The following is a 15811-nucleotide window of genomic DNA, read 5'->3' as shown; positions in this document are numbered from 1 at the left end:
TTGAAGGGACTGTCAAAACCAGTTTGGAGCCAAACGTTTCTATTAAACACCATCATTCAGGATGGACGGTTCGCGGCGCGCGGGGCAGTTGCCGCGCGGACAGACCCGGCAGGTGGCCCCCACCTCAAGCCGCGGTCCGGTGGCCAGCCCTTGGGCGGGCAAAATCAACATCACCGATTGCACCAAAGGCTGCGCATTATAGCTGTGGACCGATTGGACCTCGCAGGCGGCGATACACTCAAATTCGGCATTGCCGCGCCCCAGTTGTTCCACCCGTTCCTTGACCACCAGTCCGGGATTGCCAAGCACGGCAAACAGCGGCCACAAGGGACAGCCCGCACCGAAACGCGGCACCATGAAACCTTCGATGGATTTGCGGAAAATCACAGTGCCGGACCTGTCGCACACGAGCAATCCGGCCCCAAGCTCGGGCATCGCCGCCATCCGCCGCAGCACCCGCCCCACAGGCTGGTGCACATGTTGTGCAAGCGCCATGGGATCACGGCCGACGGTTTCGATGACATCCCTGATCCGTTCAATCGGCAGGGCATCCGCATCCACCGCCACCTGTTGCAATACGGTGCGCGCAATATGCCGGGCAGCCACGCTTTTCAGCTCCGGCGCAGAGTTGACCAGATCTTGAATGGCCGTTTCGTCCTGTCCGGCCTGTTCAAGCACGGTAAACTGAAACCGGTGCGCAGCCAGAAACGCCTCCACTTCTTCTTGGGGGGAGCTTGCAGCGGGCGTGGTTTCGGGGTCGGCCTCTAGATATCCGACCAAAGACTGCGCGCTGTCCGCCAGCCGCCTGCTGTCTTGGTCGATATTGATGTGGAAACGGTCGCGCCATTCAGGCTCTAGCGTTTTGGTATCCGCCAAAATCGATGCCGTGGACCGGATGGCTGCCGCAGTGGTCAAAAGTTCGTGCATAGAGGCAGCAAGATGCGGATCATGGGCCAATCGATCGGTCAATGCCTCGATCGTGCGTTCCAAGGTTGCGATGCGGCGTTGCGCATTGGCCAAGACATCTGCCCAGCCGGGGAACCGCCCGGCAAATTCATCCGCGCGCCCTACCTCTGGCCCGCTCAACCCGGTATCGTCAGCTGCCTCGCGCAGCGCTGCGATCAATGCGGCTTCTGCCCCTTCGGTCAGGGTGGTCGGCTCAACCCCAAGTGCAGAGGCAATGTTCAACAGCAACTTGCCGCCGATTCTGCGTCGGTTATGCTCGATCAGATTGAGGTAGCTTGCCGAGATGCCAACAATCGCCGCAAGGTCGGCCTGCTTATGCCCGGCCATGATGCGCCGCTCTCGAATGCGGCTGCCGGTCAGCGCCTCACGTGACAAGATTACCCGCCCCCATTTTACTGCGCGATTCCAACGGCTTTCTGCGATGCAACATCATGAAATTTACAAACTCCGTCACTTCTTTGCGAATATATTTACAGAATAACCGTTTTTATCAAGGGGGTTATTGATCGGTTTTCAATATTCCCCTCATATCGTCTTTGCACCTTTGTGCATTGTGTACATGAAAAAATATTCATGACGCGGTTTCAACAATTGGGAGGAATTATATGTCATTTTCTAATTTGACACGTCGTGGTCTGATCAAGACGAGCGCCGCAGCCGGTGCTGGCCTTGCGCTGCCGACGTATCTAAGCGCGGCATCGCATGCCGGATATACCAACGCCCCACAAGGCGACACGGTCACGCTGGGCTTTAACGTACCACAGTCCGGTCCCTACGCGGACGAAGGCGCAGACGAGCTGCGTGCATTCGAGCTGGCTGTCGAGCACCTGAACGGTGGCGGCGACGGCGGCATGATGCAAACCTTCAGCTCCAAAGCGCTGAACGGCACGGGCATCCTGGGCAAGAAAGTCGAGTATGTAACCGGCGACACGCAAACAAAATCTGACGCGGCGCGCGCTTCTGCAAAGTCGATGATCGAAAAAGACGGCGCCGTCATGATCTCCGGCGGTTCGTCCTCCGGTGTGGCTGTGGCCGTTCAGGCGCTGTGCCAAGAGGCCGGCGTTATCTTTATGGCGGGTCTGACCCACGCCAACGACACGACGGGTAAAGACAAGCGGGCCAACGGTTTCCGCCACTTCTTTAACTCCTACATGTCCGGTGCCGCCCTCGCGCCGATCCTTGCCAATGAATACGGCAAAGACCGCAAGGCCTATCACCTGACCGCCGACTACAACTGGGGTTACACCACAGAAGAAGCCGTTCGTTCCTCGACCGAAGCCTTTGGTTGGGAAACTGTGAACGCGGTTAAAACACCGCTGACGCAAACCGACTTCTCAGCCTATATTGCGCCTGTTCTGCAATCCGGTGCCGACGTTCTGGTTCTGAACCACTACGGCGGGAACATGGTGAACTCGTTGACCAACGCGGTTCAGTTCGGCCTGCGCGACAAGATGGTGAACGGCAAGAAGTTCGAAATCGTTGTGCCGCTCTACTCCGAGCTGATGGCCCGCGGTGCGGGTGCCAACATCAAAGGCATTCTTGGTTCGCAAAACTGGGACTGGAAGCTCGAAGACCAATTGGGTTCGCGCTATTCTGGTACAAACGCCTTTGTTCAGTCGTTCGGCACCAAATACGGCTTCCCACCATCGCAGGCCGCGCACACATGCTATGTGCAGACCATGCTTTATGCTGACGCGGTTACACGCGCCGGTTCGTTCAACCCATGTGCGGTTGTCGAAGCGTTGGAAGGCTTTGAATTCGACGGTATGGGCAACGGTCCAACATTGTACCGCGCGGATGACCACCAGTGCTTTAAGGACGTTGTCGTTGTGAAGGGTAAAGAAAACCCAGAAAACGAATACGATCTGGTGGAAATCGTAGAAGTTACGCCAGCCGATCAGGTGACATATGCACCCGATCACGAACAGTTCGCAGGCGGTAGCCTGGGTTCATGTAACGCTGGCGCATAATCGCACCAAAAACTTGCGGGGCGGGCCACGCCGCCTGCCCCGCAGCACCACAAAAAACAACAGTACCAACCGACAGCGACCTCGCCCGATTTCGGGCGCGCAATACGTGTGACAGATGGGATAGACCATGGACGCAATTCTTCTTCAAATATTGAACGGTCTAGACAAGGGGTCCGCCTATGCGCTGATTGCCTTGGGCCTGACCCTGATTTTCGGCACCTTGGGCGTGGTCAACTTTGCCCACGGTGCATTGTTCATGATCGGGGCCTTCTGTGCCGTGACCTTTAGCAAGCTTCTAACCCTCAGCCACACCATTATCGACGACACGCGCAAGGATTTTCTGGGCAACCCGATGAAAGTCGATGTGCCGTATATCCATGAATTCGTTGGGCAAACCACAGGTGACGCGATCATTGATTGGGCCGTCCCGCTGTCGATCCTCTTTGCGGTCCCGGTCATGATCGCCATCGGCTTTATCATGGAGCGTGGGCTGATCAAGCATTTCTACAAGCGCCCGCATGCGGACCAAATTCTGGTGACATTCGGCCTTGCGATCGTGCTGCAAGAAGTCATCAAATTCTTCTACGGTGCCAATCCGATCCCGACGCCTGCCCCTGCGGTATTCGCCGGTTCGTTTGATTTCGGCGCGATGCTGGGCTTTGATCCCAACACTATCATCTATCCCTACTGGCGCTTGGTCTATTTTGGCTTTGCCGCTGTGATCATCGGCGCCGTGTTCGCCTTCTTGCAATTCACCACCTTCGGGATGGTCGTGCGCGCCGGTATGGCAGACCGCGAAACTGTTGGCCTGCTGGGCATCAACATCGATAAACGGTTCACCATCATGTTCGGTATCGCTGCGGCCGTGGCCGGTCTGGCAGGTGTGATGTACGCGCCGATCAATTCGCCCAATTATCATATGGGTATGGATTTTCTGGTGCTTAGCTTTGTTGTGGTCGTTGTCGGCGGCATGGGCTCTCTGCCCGGTGCTGTGCTGGCGGGCTTCTTACTTGGTATCCTCGAAAGCTTTGCCTCGATGTCGGCTATCCTAGAGCTGATCCCAGGCATCAACCAGATCATCATCTACCTTGTTGCAATCATCATTTTGCTTACGCGTCCCCGTGGTCTGATGGGCCGCAAAGGCGTGATGGAGGAATAAACCATGTTTGGACTATCAAAAAGAGACGCGGGCCTCCTCTTTGTTGTGGCACTGCTGTGCCTCTTCGCCCCCTTCATCCTGAATCCCTTTCCCGAAGGGTCTGCCATGGCGCAGTTCAACGGGGGCTATCCTGACTTGATGCAACGTCTGGTAATCTTTGGCATCTTTGCCATCGGCTTTAACATTCTGTTCGGCCTGACCGGCTATCTCAGCTTTGGTCACGCGGCCTTTCTGGGTGTCGGATCCTATGCCGCAATCTGGATGATGAAGCTGCTGACGATGAATGTGATCCCTGCGATCATGGTATCGGTGTTGGTGGCGGGCTTGTTCTCGCTGCTGGTGGGGTGGATTTCATTGCGCCGCTCGGGCATCTATTTCTCGATCCTGACCTTGGCCTTTGCACAAATGTCCTATGCGCTGGCTTATTCGGTTCTGACGCCAATCACCGGTGGTGAAACCGGGCTTCAGCCCAAGCATACCGATCCACGTATTCTGGACGGGGCCCTGCCCGCCGGTCAGTCGCCGCGTGCCAATCTGTTTGGCCTCGACATGAAGGCCAGCACACAGCTGCAATTGGGCGACTGGGTGTTTACCTTTAACGCGGGCTATTACATCGCCGCTGCCATCATGCTGGTCGCCTTTTACCTGTCGATCCGCATCTTCCGGTCGCCGCTTGGCATGATGCTGCGCGCTGTGAAGTCAAACCAGCAGCGGATGAACTATACCGGCCTCAACTCCAAACCCTATACGCTGGCGGCCTTTGTGATCTCGGGCATGTATGCTGGTCTTGCGGGTGGGCTGTTGGTGGCGATGGACACCCAAGTGGGCGCGGAACGCATGTTCTGGACAGCCTCGGGCGAGGTCGTGTTGATGACGATCCTTGGCGGTGCAGGTACGCTTATCGGGCCGATCCTGGGTGCGGGTTTCATCAAGTACATGGAAAACATCGTCTCCAAGATCAACGACAACGTTCTGCATGGCTGGTTTTCCTTCATGCCCGACGGCATCGAAAACTTTATGGTCACGATCATCCACCCCTTTGTGGGCAAAGGCTGGCACCTGACATTGGGCCTGCTGTTCATGCTGGTCGTGATCTTTCTGCCCGGCGGTTTGGTCGAAGGCGGTCAACGCATCGGCAACTTGTTTAAACGCAAGAAGGCGGATCCTAAATCGCCTGACGGCACCACAACAACACCTGCAGAATAAGGAGCGGACGCGATGAATATTCTTGAAATCAAAAACGTCAACAAGCGCTTTGGCGGTCTGCAAGCCCTCGGGAATGTGAACCTCAATGTGGCTGAGAAAACAGTGCATGCCATCATCGGGCCGAACGGCGCAGGCAAGTCCACGCTGCTGAATGTTCTGGTTGGCAAACTGATCCCGGACACCGGTTCGGTCATGTTCGACGGGCAATCTGTGCTGGGGCGTAAACCCTATGAAATCAACCAGATGGGCATTTCGCGCGTTTTCCAAACCCCCGAGATTTTTGACGATCTCAGCGTGCAGGAAAACATGCTGATCCCCTGCTTTGCCAAACGTGACGGCGCGTTTGCGATGAACGGCTACAGCTCGGTCGGCAGCCAACGCGATGTCATGGACAAGGCCGAAGAAATGCTGGTTGAGATGAAGCTGGCCGACAAACGTCACATGCATGCGGCGGCCATGTCGCGCGGTGACAAACGCCGGCTTGAGATCGCAATGTGTCTGGCCCAAGACCCTCGGCTTTTGCTGCTGGACGAACCGACCGCCGGCATGGCGCGCGCCGACACCAACAACACCATTGATCTGCTCAAGCAAATCAAAGAGGAACGCGACATCACCATCGCCATCATCGAACATGACATGCATGTGGTGTTCTCACTGGCCGAGCGGATCACGGTACTGGCCCAAGGCACCCCCTTGGTCGAAGACACACCCGATAACATCAAAGGCCACCCCAAGGTCCGCGAAGCGTATCTGGGCGAAACCCAGGTCGCTGCATGATGAAGGGCGGGGCCGCCCCCGCACCTCTCGTAAGGATAAAGCTATGAACACCACCCCCGATTTTTCCAAAAACGCCAACCACGCCTCGACGGCCCCCGCCTATCTGTCGGTGTGGGATATCCACGCCTACTATGGCGAAAGCTATATCGTGCAAGGCGTCAGCTTTAACGTGCACGAGGGCGAAATTTTGGCCCTGCTGGGCCGCAACGGGGCGGGAAAAACCTCTACCCTGCGGACACTTGCGCAGATCGGTGACCCCGAATTGCGCAAGGGCGAAGTCTGGTTGGACCATCAGCCATTGCACAAAATGGCCAGCCACGAGGCCTCTGCCTCCGGAATGGCCCTGGTTCCCGAAGACCGCCGTATCATCGCGGGACTAACGGTCGAGGAGAACCTGCAGCTTGCCCAGATCGCCCCGCCCATCGGCTGGTCGCTGGACCGCATATACGAACTGTTCCCCCGCCTCAAAGAACGCCGCAAACAAGAAGGTGTGACCTTGTCAGGGGGCGAGCAGCAGATGCTGGCCATCGCCCGCGCCCTGGCCCGTGACATCAAGGTGTTGCTGCTGGATGAACCCTATGAGGGTCTGGCCCCTGTGATCGTGGACGAGATTGAAAAGACGCTGGCCTTGATCAAATCCCAAGGGATTACCACCATTCTGGTTGAACAAAACGCCGTGCGTGCCCTGAAACTTGCGGACCGTGCCGTGATTATGGACACGGGCAGCGTCGTATTTGACGGCACCGCCGAAGAGGTGTTGAACAACGCCGAACTGCGCGCGGAATACCTCGCCATCTAAAACCAACAGCAGCGGGGGGCGCGGGATTTTTCAAAAATTCCGGCCCGGAAAATTTGAAACTTTCCGCCCCCGCTGCGGCCCTACTCCGCTAGCAGTAACCTCAGCTCGGTCTTGAGCACTTTGCCGTAGTTATTCTTCGGCAAGCTCTCGACCCTGATATAGCTCTTGGGACGCTTGAACCGCGCAATGCGGCTGAGGCACAGCGCATCCAGCTCCGCCTCCGGCACCTGCCCTACAATGAACGCCACGACTTCCTCGCCCCAATCGGGATGCGCGCGCCCGATGACCGAGGCTTCGCTCACCCCATCATGTTCCAACAAGACTTCCTCGACCTCGCGGGGATAGACGTTAGATCCGCCGGTGATGATCACATCCTTGCTGCGGTCTTGCAGGGTCACGAAGCCTTCGGCGTCCATCATCCCCACATCCCCTGTCATCAGCCAGCCGTCTTTCAGCGTTGCCTCGGTGGCGGCTGGATTTTTCCAATAGCCCGGCATAACGGTCTGCCCACGCACCATAATCTCGCCCGCCACACCATTTGCAACTGGCCTGCCGTTAGCGTCACCAATCCGCACCTCAACCGCGGCCTGCGCGCGGCCAACGGACCCCAGCCTGCCCCGCCAATTGGGATGACTGCGATCTGAGACGCTGGCGCGGGGCAGTGCCGTGATCCCCATCGGGCATTCGCCCTGCCCGTAAATCTGCACGAACACCGGGCCAAAATGATCCACCGCATCAATGATGTCGGCGGTATACATCGGCCCGCCCGCATAAACGATCGTCCGCAGCCCCCTACCAGTGCGCCGCAATGCCCGCGCGCCGTCTGTCAGCCGTTTGACCATCGTGGGGGCCGCGAACATATGCACACCGCCAAAATGTTCTGCCAGATCCAGAATTTCGGGCACATCAAACCCGCCCGAAACAGGACAAACATGCCGTGCACCCGCCTGCACATGCATCAGATTGTACAACCCCGCCCCGTGGCTGAGCGGCGCGGCATAAAGCGCGGTATCCTCCCCCGAGACCTGATCCACATCGACGCCGTAGCAAAGCGCCATGGACAGGGCCATGCCATGGGTGATGATCACGCCCTTGGGCTTGCCCGTGGTGCCTGAGGTGTAGAACAGCCAGGCCAGATCATCGGCGGCGCGATCCACGACGCCGTCCACAGGTGCGGATGCCAAAACCGTGCGATACGCCGGGGATGGGGCGACCAGCATGCTGTGATCCTGGCGCAGACCTTCGGCCAGATTGGGGCTGACAAAGACCAGCTTTGCCCCGGAATCGTTTAGGATAAAATCAGCCTCGCGGCTGTGTAGCTTGGCGTTAATCGGCACCACGGCCGCCCCAGCGTACCAAATACCGTAAAACACGATCAGATACTCCGGCGTGTTCTTCATAAAAATTGCAACGCGATCGCCGGGTTTCACCCCTTGGGCCTGTAACCACCCCGCCACTGCCCGCGCGCCTGCATCAAATTCGGCATAGGTTGCGACCTGTGTTTCCCCAAAGAACAAGGCGGGCCGGTCCCCGTCCGCCTGCGCACTGCGCACCAGCCACTGCGCTAAATTCATGGTGAATGCCCCTTTGTTTTCCGCAGTTTGGCAAGCCGCTGCCCTATAGGCAACTGGTTGCTTTCCATAACCGCGCCCATGTCCTATAAGACATCAGCTTTGGGGCTGAGGCATTCGAGCCCCGCGTTATATACTGGCTGAGGAACAAAATGACAAAAAACACCCATGACGCAGATGTGGCATTTATCCGTGCACTTGCCGAGTTGTTGAATGAAAACGACCTGACCGAACTTCAGGTCAAGCGCGATTATTCCGAAGATGATAGCCTGAATGTGCGGGTTAGCCGCAAACCACCTCAGCAGATCGTCGCTGCCCAGCAGGCCGTGGCTGCGCCCGCGCCGACGGCCGCTGCCGCCCCTGTGGCTTTGGCAGCCCCTGCCCCATCAGCAGCAGACAATGCCGATCCTGCTTCCGACCCCGGCGCGGTTGTGTCGCCCATGGTTGGCACGATCTATATGCAAGCCGAACCGGGTGCACCGGCCTTTATCAGCGTTGGCAGCACCGTCGCCGAAGGTGACACATTGCTGATCGTCGAAGCCATGAAAACGATGAACCACATCCCCGCCCCCCATGCAGGCACGGTCAAGCGTATCTTGGTCGAAGATGGTGCGGCTGTCGAATTCGGCGCACCTTTGGTGATTCTGGCATAAGGCGTAAACCCATGTTCAAGAAAATCCTTATCGCCAACAGGGGCGAGATCGCGTTACGCGTGATCCGCGCTGCGCGCGAAATGGGCATTGTATCTGTCGCGGTACATTCCACCGCGGACAGCGATGCAATGCATGTGCGCATGGCCGACGAATCTGTCTGCATCGGCCCGCCGTCCTCGCAGCAATCCTATCTGTCGATCCCATCGATCATCGCCGCCTGCGAGATTACAGGTGCCGAGGCGATTCACCCCGGTTATGGTTTTTTGTCTGAAAATGCGGGCTTTGTTCAGATCATCGAAGACCATGGCCTGACCTTTATTGGCCCCACAGCTGCGCATATCCGCATCATGGGCGACAAGATCACCGCAAAGGACACCATGAAAGAGCTGGGCGTGCCCTGTGTGCCCGGTTCTGACGGCGGCGTTGCGACTCTTGACGAAGCCAAGCGTATCGGTGACGAAATCGGCTATCCCGTCATCATCAAAGCCACGGCTGGCGGTGGCGGCAAAGGCATGAAAGTCGCGCAAACTGCGGCTGACATGGAACGCGCCTTTATGACGGCCCGTGCCGAGGGTAAATCGAACTTTGGCAATGACGAAGTTTACATCGAGAAATACCTGACCACGCCGCGCCACATCGAAATTCAGGTGTTTGGTGATGGCAAAGGCCGCGCTGTGCATTTGGGTGAACGCGATTGTTCGCTGCAACGCCGCCACCAAAAGGTGTTCGAGGAAGCCCCCGGCCCCTCGATCACGGAAGCTGAGCGTGCGCGCATTGGTAAGGTCTGTGCCGATGCGATGGCAAACATCAATTACATCGGTGCCGGCACAATCGAATTCCTGTACGAGAACGGCGAATTCTATTTCATCGAGATGAACACACGTTTGCAGGTCGAACACCCTGTGACCGAAGGCATCTTTGGCGTTGATCTGGTGCGCGAACAAATCCGCGTCGCGTCCGGCATGGACATGTCGTTCACCCAAGAAGACCTTAAGATCAACGGTCACGCGATCGAAGTGCGGATTAACGCGGAAAAACTGCCTAACTTCTCGCCCTGCCCGGGTAAAATCACGCAGTACCATGCACCCGGCGGTCTTGGTGTGCGGATGGATAGCGCGCTGTATGACGGCTATTCGATCCCGCCCTACTACGACAGCTTGATCGGCAAACTGATCGTCCATGGCCGCGACCGCCCCGAAGCCTTGGCCCGCCTGAAACGCGCTTTGGGAGAGCTAATCGTGGACGGGGTCGATACCACGATCCCGCTGTTTCACGCGTTGTTGGAAGAAAAAGATGTGCTGACAGGGGATTACAACATCCACTGGCTTGAACATTGGCTTGAAAACAACTTGGGCGATGCCTGACCTCACGCCAGAGCTTTTGCTACATGGCTATTCCATGGGTATCTTCCCCATGGCCGAACACCGCGACGACCCGGATATTTTCTGGGTCGATCCGCGTTTACGGGGCGTCTTTCCTTTGGACGGGTTCCATATCTCGCGCAGTCTGGCGCGGGCCATGCGGCGCACGGGTTTTACCGTTTCGATCAACAGCGCCTTTGCTGACGTCGTAACCGGCTGCGCAGACCGCGAAGAAACGTGGATCAACGCCGAAATTTTTGCCCTCTACCAGGCCCTTCATCAAGGCGGCGCTGCGCATTCGCTCGAGCTGTGGGAGGGCGATGCGTTGGTGGGCGGCGTTTACGGTGTCACGCTGGGAGCGGCATTTTTCGGCGAAAGCATGTTTTCACGCCGCGATAACGCGTCAAAGATTGCCTTGGCCTGTCTGGTCGACCGGCTCAAACGGGGCGGGTTCACGCTGTTTGATACGCAGTTTCTAACGCCCCATCTTGCGTCGCTGGGCGCGGTCGAAATTCCCCGCGACGCCTATCACAAACGTCTTGAGGCAGCATTGGAGTTGAATGCCGATTTCAACAGCCCTTCCCCTGCCACGCCTCAGGAGGTGGTGCAGCGGATGACCCAGATGTCATAGCGCGGATGCTCAAGCGCTGACAAAGCGGGCGACGAGGCAATCATCCAGCCTGAGAACAGACGGTTTTCCTTACCAAACTCAACTATCTCAAGCTCGGCAAAGGCGTCACCAGCGGGGTTTCCCACGGGAAAGCGGCAATCGTTCATCTGCACAGCCAGACTGCCCGCACGCACGATTTCGCCGCGCTTGATCTCGAAATCTTTGGTTTCGCCAGATATCTTATCCAAAGCCCGCAGCAACGCCCCATCGGCGCTGGTCACCTGCTGGGCCTGTACGGGCAACGCAAACAACGCCAAAAAAATCAGTATCTTACCCATCACTCACGTCCTTGACCTGAAACGAATTTCAACAAAAGCGGAATCAGGCTCAACGCGCCTTGCCTGTCGCTGATCACATCCCCATCCGACACATAGAACTGCGATCTGCCCGCCGCGCTGTCGTTGGGAATTTAGACACAGTGATCCACCGATACAACTGTGCCCATCCGATGCCAGCGGCCTGCCCTGCATAAACGATAAAACCCAACGCAGCGGCCAAAACGACGCCGCCCCTCATTGTTTCCGGCAGGTCACCACCCATGGATTATTCCGGGCTCCAAGCCTCGTAATCGCCGCGGTCCGCGGGGTGTTCGCGGCGGATCGAACCCGCTGGCGCATAGGCCAAGGCCGTGCCTGTCAGGTTTTCCTGATGCGGCTTTTCCCAGTGTTTATGTGCCAAAGGGCGGTCCTGAGGCGTTTCATCCCAAGTATGATGTAGCCAGCCGTGCCAATCGGGGTTCACCCGCGAGGCCTCAACCTCACCGTTAAAGATCACCCAGCGTTTGCTGTCATCCGCGTTGCGATAGTAAACGTTGCCCTCGGCATCTTCACCCACCTTGGTGCCCTTGCGCCAAGTAAACAGCTGCGTGTTCAGGGTCTGGCCGTTCCACCATGTCACGGCGCGCAAGAAAGAAGATAGAATGCCCATTTAGGTCTCCTGAAGCTTTGGTTTGTCTATGCCCGATTGGTGGGGCAACGTCTAGTCATCGCTGGCGGCACGGCCCCTGAATTTAACCGCCTAACCCTGCTTTGACCCTGATTTTGCTGCGAAAAGCCGCCCATTGCGCAGATGTATCAATTTTTTGCAATTTTGGGTCCCTCACCCTATATTAAGACCTACAGGCGTAAAAGGATCTGTATCAGCCGGAAGAACTGGCTTGCGGTCCTTTTGTATGATACGAGAAACGCATACCGATTGAGGGGTAGAGCAATGACAACTGACGGTTTCGGCAACGGCCTTCCCCGTGATGGCTTTGGCAACGGATAAGGCCAAGCTGCTTTAGACGATGATTGCGCGCGCATTCCTCTTTATATTTGGCGCGTTGCTAGTCCTTTGTACCCTTTGCATATTCCTGTTGATCCTGCTGCCCTTGGCATCGGCCAGCTTATCCAGCGTTTATGCATTATTTCCTAACAAGCCCAGTCCGCAATACACGGCATTCCTGACCGCAACCGGCACCATCGTTGCTGCGATTTCAGTGGTTGCGGCGATCCTGACCTTTTGGTTCAGCACCCGCGCCGCCCGCCACGCGCAGCGCAAGCAGCATACGATTACGGTTTTGCTGGAAACGCGGCTTAGTTCGGAATTCCAAGGCACCATCGAAAAACGGCGCGCCTATTTCCCCGAATATACCGATGTGGCCTTTGACGACTGGAACGCCGCACGCAATACCATGACGCCGCCCGGCGCGTCGATGGATGTTATTGCGGAACATAAGGTCAGACGGGACAGCGCCCTCGCCCTGACGACGCTGCTGAATTACTATGAATTTCTGGCGGTTGGCATCACCGAGGGCGACTTGGACGAAGAGATGCTGAAAAAGACGCTCAGATCCATCATGTGCAATCTGGTTGACGATTCCAGACATTTGATTGCGGGGATGCAAAAGATTAATCCCAACACGTATGAGCATCTGACCGCGCTTTATGGTCAATGGCGCAAGCAAAATGCCCGCGACATTAATGGCAGCCCGAACGAGCGACCCATCCCACGCCTGCGTTAAGCAGTAGGGACCAGCGCCGTCACTTCGATTTCAATGCGGTATTTAGGGTCGATCAATCCGCATTCGATCATCGTGGCGGCAGGCGGGTTCTGACCAAATGTTTCAGAAAGCATAGGCCAGCAAGGTTCAAATTCGGCCCGGTCGGGCAGATAATAGTTCACCCGCACCACGTCCGCCATGGAACAGCCAGCCTGCTTCAACGCGTTCTCGATCGTGGTTAATGCGGCACGACATTGATCGGTGACCGTATAGCCCTGCCCCACAGTGCCCGCGACATGGGCGAAACCGCCCGCGACGACGGCGCGGCAATAGCCGATCTTGGCCTCGAACTCTCCGCCGGAAGATATACGCTGTATCATGGTCTGTCCTTTGTGAAATCTCTGCGGCACAGTCAGACCCAATCGCCGATCTGACGTCAAGATAACAAAACCCCAAGAACGTCTAAAGCGCTGCGACCAAATGAAAAAGCGCGACCAAAAGGCACGCTTTCATCAATCTATAGGGGCGATACTTAGCCTGCGGTTGCGGGCTCTTTCTCGGCTTCGGCATGAATCATCAGCGGCGCTGCGTCCGACATCACGGCCTCTTCGTTCACCACAACCTCTGTGACCGTCTCCATGCCCGGCAATTCGAACATCGTGTCCAGCAGGATATCTTCGAGAATAGAGCGCAACCCGCGCGCACCTGTTTTCCGCTCAATCGCGCGCTTGGCGATGGCAGACAGCGCATCATCGGTAAAGGTCAGCTCTGTGTCTTCAATCTCGAACAGGCGTTGATACTGCTTAACCAGCGCGTTTTTCGGCTGGGTCAGGATGGTCACAAGCGCGTCTTCATCCAGGTCTTCCAATGTTGCCAAAACTGGCAAACGGCCCACGAATTCCGGGATCAAACCAAATTTCAATAGGTCTTCCGGTTCCAGATCGGTGAAAATCTCGCCGATGCCGCGGGCATCCTTGTCGCGCACATCTGCGCCAAAGCCCATGGCCGACCCTTTGCCGCGTGCGGCGATAATCCGGTCAAGACCCGCAAAGGCCCCGCCACAGATGAACAGGATGTTGGTTGTATCCACCTGCAGGAATTCCTGCTGCGGGTGCTTGCGTCCGCCTTGCGGTGGAACAGATGCAACCGTCCCTTCCATCAGCTTCAGCAGCGCTTGCTGAACGCCCTCGCCCGATACATCGCGGGTGATCGAAGGGTTCTCGGATTTGCGGGTGATCTTATCAACTTCGTCGATATAAACGATGCCACGCTGCGCACGCTCAACATTATATTCAGAGGCCTGCAGCAGCTTTAGGATAATGTTTTCAACGTCTTCGCCCACATAACCCGCTTCGGTCAATGTGGTGGCGTCGGCCATGGTAAACGGTACATCCAAAATGCGTGCCAGCGTTTGCGCAAGCAGCGTTTTACCGCAACCGGTCGGCCCGATCAGCAGGATGTTGGATTTCGCAAGTTCGATATCCCCACCCTTCTGGGCGTGGTTCAAACGTTTGTAGTGGTTGTGCACCGCAACGGACAAAACGCGTTTGGCCATTGCCTGACCGATCACATAATCGTCCAGCACGTCACAAATATCTTTGGGTGTCGGCACGCCATCGGTGGCTTTCAGGCCGGATGCCTTTGTCTCTTCGCGGATGATATCCATGCACAGTTCGACACATTCATCGCAGATGAACACAGTCGGCCCCGCAATCAGCTTGCGCACCTCATGCTGGCTTTTGCCACAAAAGCTGCAGTACAGAGTGTTTTTGCTATCGCCGCTGGTCGTATTCGCCATTTCAACCCTTTCAGGTCTGTCTTGTGATTTGCCCACCTTAAGGTGGTGCAGTTTTGCATTTGCTCGGTGCCAGCTTAGGCCAGCGGTGCGCGGTCCACAATCGCAAAATCGTTAACCGCGCACGCCTTATTTACTTGCCGCTTTTATCGGCGTCCGGGTCATCCATTTTACCGCGGTTTTCGACGATTTCGTCGATCAAGCCCCAGTCTTTCGCTTCTTCGGGGGACATAAAGTTGTCGCGCTCAAGGGCCGCTTCTACTTTATCAAGCGATTGGCCTGTGTGTTTGACGTAGATCTCGTTCAGGCGGGTTTTCAACTTTTGCGTTTCTTGCGCATGGATCATGATGTCGGTCGCCTGACCTTGATACCCGCCAGAGGGTTGGTGCACCATCACGCGGCTGTTGGGCAGCGAGAACCGCATGCCCGGCTCGCCCGCTTGCAACAGCAGTGACCCCATCGATGCGGCCTGGCCGATCACCAGCGTCGACACCTTGGGTTTGATGTATTGCATGGTGTCGTAGATCGACAAACCCGATGTGACAACGCCACCGGGGCTGTTGATATACATCGAAATCTCTTTCGACGGGTTTTCGGCCTCCAGGTGCAGCAACTGCGCGACGATCAGCGACGACATGCCATCATGCACAGGGCCGGAGAGGAAAATAATCCGCTCTTTCAGCAGACGCGAGAAAATGTCGTATGCGCGTTCGCCCCGGCTGGTCTGTTCAACCACCATGGGGACAAGCGTGTTCATATAGGTATCGTGTGGATCGTTCATAAGCCTGCCTGATTGTGCCGTCCGCAGGACCATACCCGCGAAACCCTTACTCACAGATTAGTCGCGCCATACTTGGGGTTCAAGGGGTGGTCTCCCTTCCAGTGACAGACAACGGGCTGCCC

Annotated in this window: 16 protein-coding genes; 9 read left to right on the top strand and 7 right to left on the bottom strand. The window is 56.8% G+C overall.

The annotated features are described in order from the left end of the window. Positions 1-42: 42 nt before the first annotated feature. Positions 43-1341 carry a helix-turn-helix transcriptional regulator gene (locus BM347_RS02000; RefSeq protein WP_093914739.1) on the bottom strand — a complete coding sequence of 433 codons (1299 nt, stop codon included), beginning with the start codon at positions 1339-1341 and terminating at the stop codon, positions 43-45. Positions 1342-1571: 230 nt separating this feature from the next. Here BM347_RS02000 and BM347_RS01995 point away from each other — a divergent pair, with 230 nt between their 5' ends. From BM347_RS01995 to BM347_RS01975, 5 genes are all read left to right on the top strand, one after another. Then, positions 1572-2936: a substrate-binding protein gene (locus tag BM347_RS01995; protein ID WP_093914738.1), complete on the top strand. Its 1365-nt coding sequence runs from the start codon at positions 1572-1574 to the stop codon at positions 2934-2936. A 127-nt stretch (positions 2937-3063) separates the two neighbouring features. Then, the gene (locus tag BM347_RS01990) at positions 3064-4095 is read left to right on the top strand and encodes a branched-chain amino acid ABC transporter permease (RefSeq protein WP_093914737.1); all 1032 of its coding nucleotides are present in this window, start codon (positions 3064-3066) and stop codon (positions 4093-4095) included. Positions 4096-4098: 3 nt separating this feature from the next. Continuing rightward, positions 4099-5301 carry a branched-chain amino acid ABC transporter permease gene (locus BM347_RS01985; protein WP_093914736.1) on the top strand — a complete coding sequence of 401 codons (1203 nt, stop codon included), beginning with the start codon at positions 4099-4101 and terminating at the stop codon, positions 5299-5301. A 12-nt stretch (positions 5302-5313) separates the two neighbouring features. After that, positions 5314-6078 carry an ABC transporter ATP-binding protein gene (locus BM347_RS01980; RefSeq protein WP_093914735.1) on the top strand — a complete coding sequence of 255 codons (765 nt, stop codon included), beginning with the start codon at positions 5314-5316 and terminating at the stop codon, positions 6076-6078. Between the two features lie 43 nt (positions 6079-6121). Continuing rightward, a complete protein-coding gene (locus BM347_RS01975; protein ID WP_093914734.1) occupies positions 6122-6877 on the top strand; it encodes an ABC transporter ATP-binding protein in 756 nt (251 codons plus the stop codon). Positions 6878-6957: 80 nt separating this feature from the next. Here BM347_RS01975 and BM347_RS01970 read toward each other — a convergent pair whose 3' ends face one another. Further along, on the bottom strand, positions 6958-8451 hold the full coding sequence (locus BM347_RS01970) for a class I adenylate-forming enzyme family protein (RefSeq protein ID WP_093914733.1): 1494 nt from the start codon (positions 8449-8451) through the stop codon (positions 6958-6960). A 149-nt stretch (positions 8452-8600) separates the two neighbouring features. Here BM347_RS01970 and accB point away from each other — a divergent pair, with 149 nt between their 5' ends. The 3 genes from accB to aat are packed head-to-tail and all read left to right on the top strand — an operon-like array spanning position 8601 to position 11093. After that, positions 8601-9101: an acetyl-CoA carboxylase biotin carboxyl carrier protein gene (accB, locus tag BM347_RS01965; protein WP_093914732.1), complete on the top strand. Its 501-nt coding sequence runs from the start codon at positions 8601-8603 to the stop codon at positions 9099-9101. Between the two features lie 11 nt (positions 9102-9112). Continuing rightward, a complete protein-coding gene (accC, locus tag BM347_RS01960) occupies positions 9113-10465 on the top strand; it encodes an acetyl-CoA carboxylase biotin carboxylase subunit (protein WP_093914731.1) in 1353 nt (450 codons plus the stop codon). Beyond that, positions 10458-11093, top strand: a complete 636-nt coding sequence (gene aat / locus BM347_RS01955) for a leucyl/phenylalanyl-tRNA--protein transferase (RefSeq protein WP_093914730.1) — start codon at positions 10458-10460, stop codon at positions 11091-11093. Before accC ends, aat begins: the two co-directional genes overlap by 8 nt. Here the strand turns inward: aat and BM347_RS01950 are convergent. Both BM347_RS01950 and BM347_RS01945 read right to left on the bottom strand, forming a co-directional pair. After that, a complete protein-coding gene (locus BM347_RS01950; RefSeq protein ID WP_093914729.1) occupies positions 11057-11410 on the bottom strand; it encodes a DUF2155 domain-containing protein in 354 nt (117 codons plus the stop codon). The genes aat and BM347_RS01950 overlap by 37 nt on opposite strands. Positions 11411-11675: 265 nt before the next feature. Beyond that, positions 11676-12059 (bottom strand): NADH:ubiquinone oxidoreductase subunit NDUFA12, encoded by a 384-nt coding sequence (locus BM347_RS01945; RefSeq protein WP_093914728.1) that lies wholly within the window; start codon positions 12057-12059, stop codon positions 11676-11678. Between the two features lie 427 nt (positions 12060-12486). On the opposite strand from BM347_RS01945, the gene BM347_RS01940 reads away from it, so the two are divergent. Next, positions 12487-13134, top strand: coding sequence for a DUF4760 domain-containing protein (locus BM347_RS01940; protein ID WP_175498469.1), 648 nt, complete (start codon positions 12487-12489; stop codon positions 13132-13134). On the opposite strand, the gene BM347_RS01935 is transcribed toward BM347_RS01940, so the two are convergent. From BM347_RS01935 to BM347_RS01925, 3 genes are all read right to left on the bottom strand, one after another. Continuing rightward, positions 13131-13493 carry a RidA family protein gene (locus tag BM347_RS01935; protein ID WP_093914726.1) on the bottom strand — a complete coding sequence of 121 codons (363 nt, stop codon included), beginning with the start codon at positions 13491-13493 and terminating at the stop codon, positions 13131-13133. The two genes, BM347_RS01940 and BM347_RS01935, sit on opposite strands and share 4 nt — an antisense overlap. Before the next feature lie 152 nt (positions 13494-13645). Then, a complete protein-coding gene (gene clpX, locus BM347_RS01930) occupies positions 13646-14911 on the bottom strand; it encodes an ATP-dependent Clp protease ATP-binding subunit ClpX (RefSeq protein ID WP_093914725.1) in 1266 nt (421 codons plus the stop codon). Positions 14912-15041: 130 nt separating this feature from the next. Next, on the bottom strand, positions 15042-15689 hold the full coding sequence (locus tag BM347_RS01925) for an ATP-dependent Clp protease proteolytic subunit (protein ID WP_093914724.1): 648 nt from the start codon (positions 15687-15689) through the stop codon (positions 15042-15044). Positions 15690-15811: the final 122 nt, after the last annotated feature.

The sequence above is a fragment of the Sulfitobacter marinus genome (assembly GCF_900116285.1).
Taxonomy (GTDB): Bacteria; Pseudomonadota; Alphaproteobacteria; order Rhodobacterales; family Rhodobacteraceae; genus Sulfitobacter; species Sulfitobacter marinus.
Note: the sequence above shows the minus strand (reverse complement) of the source record. Positions and strands in the feature narration are given on the sequence as shown.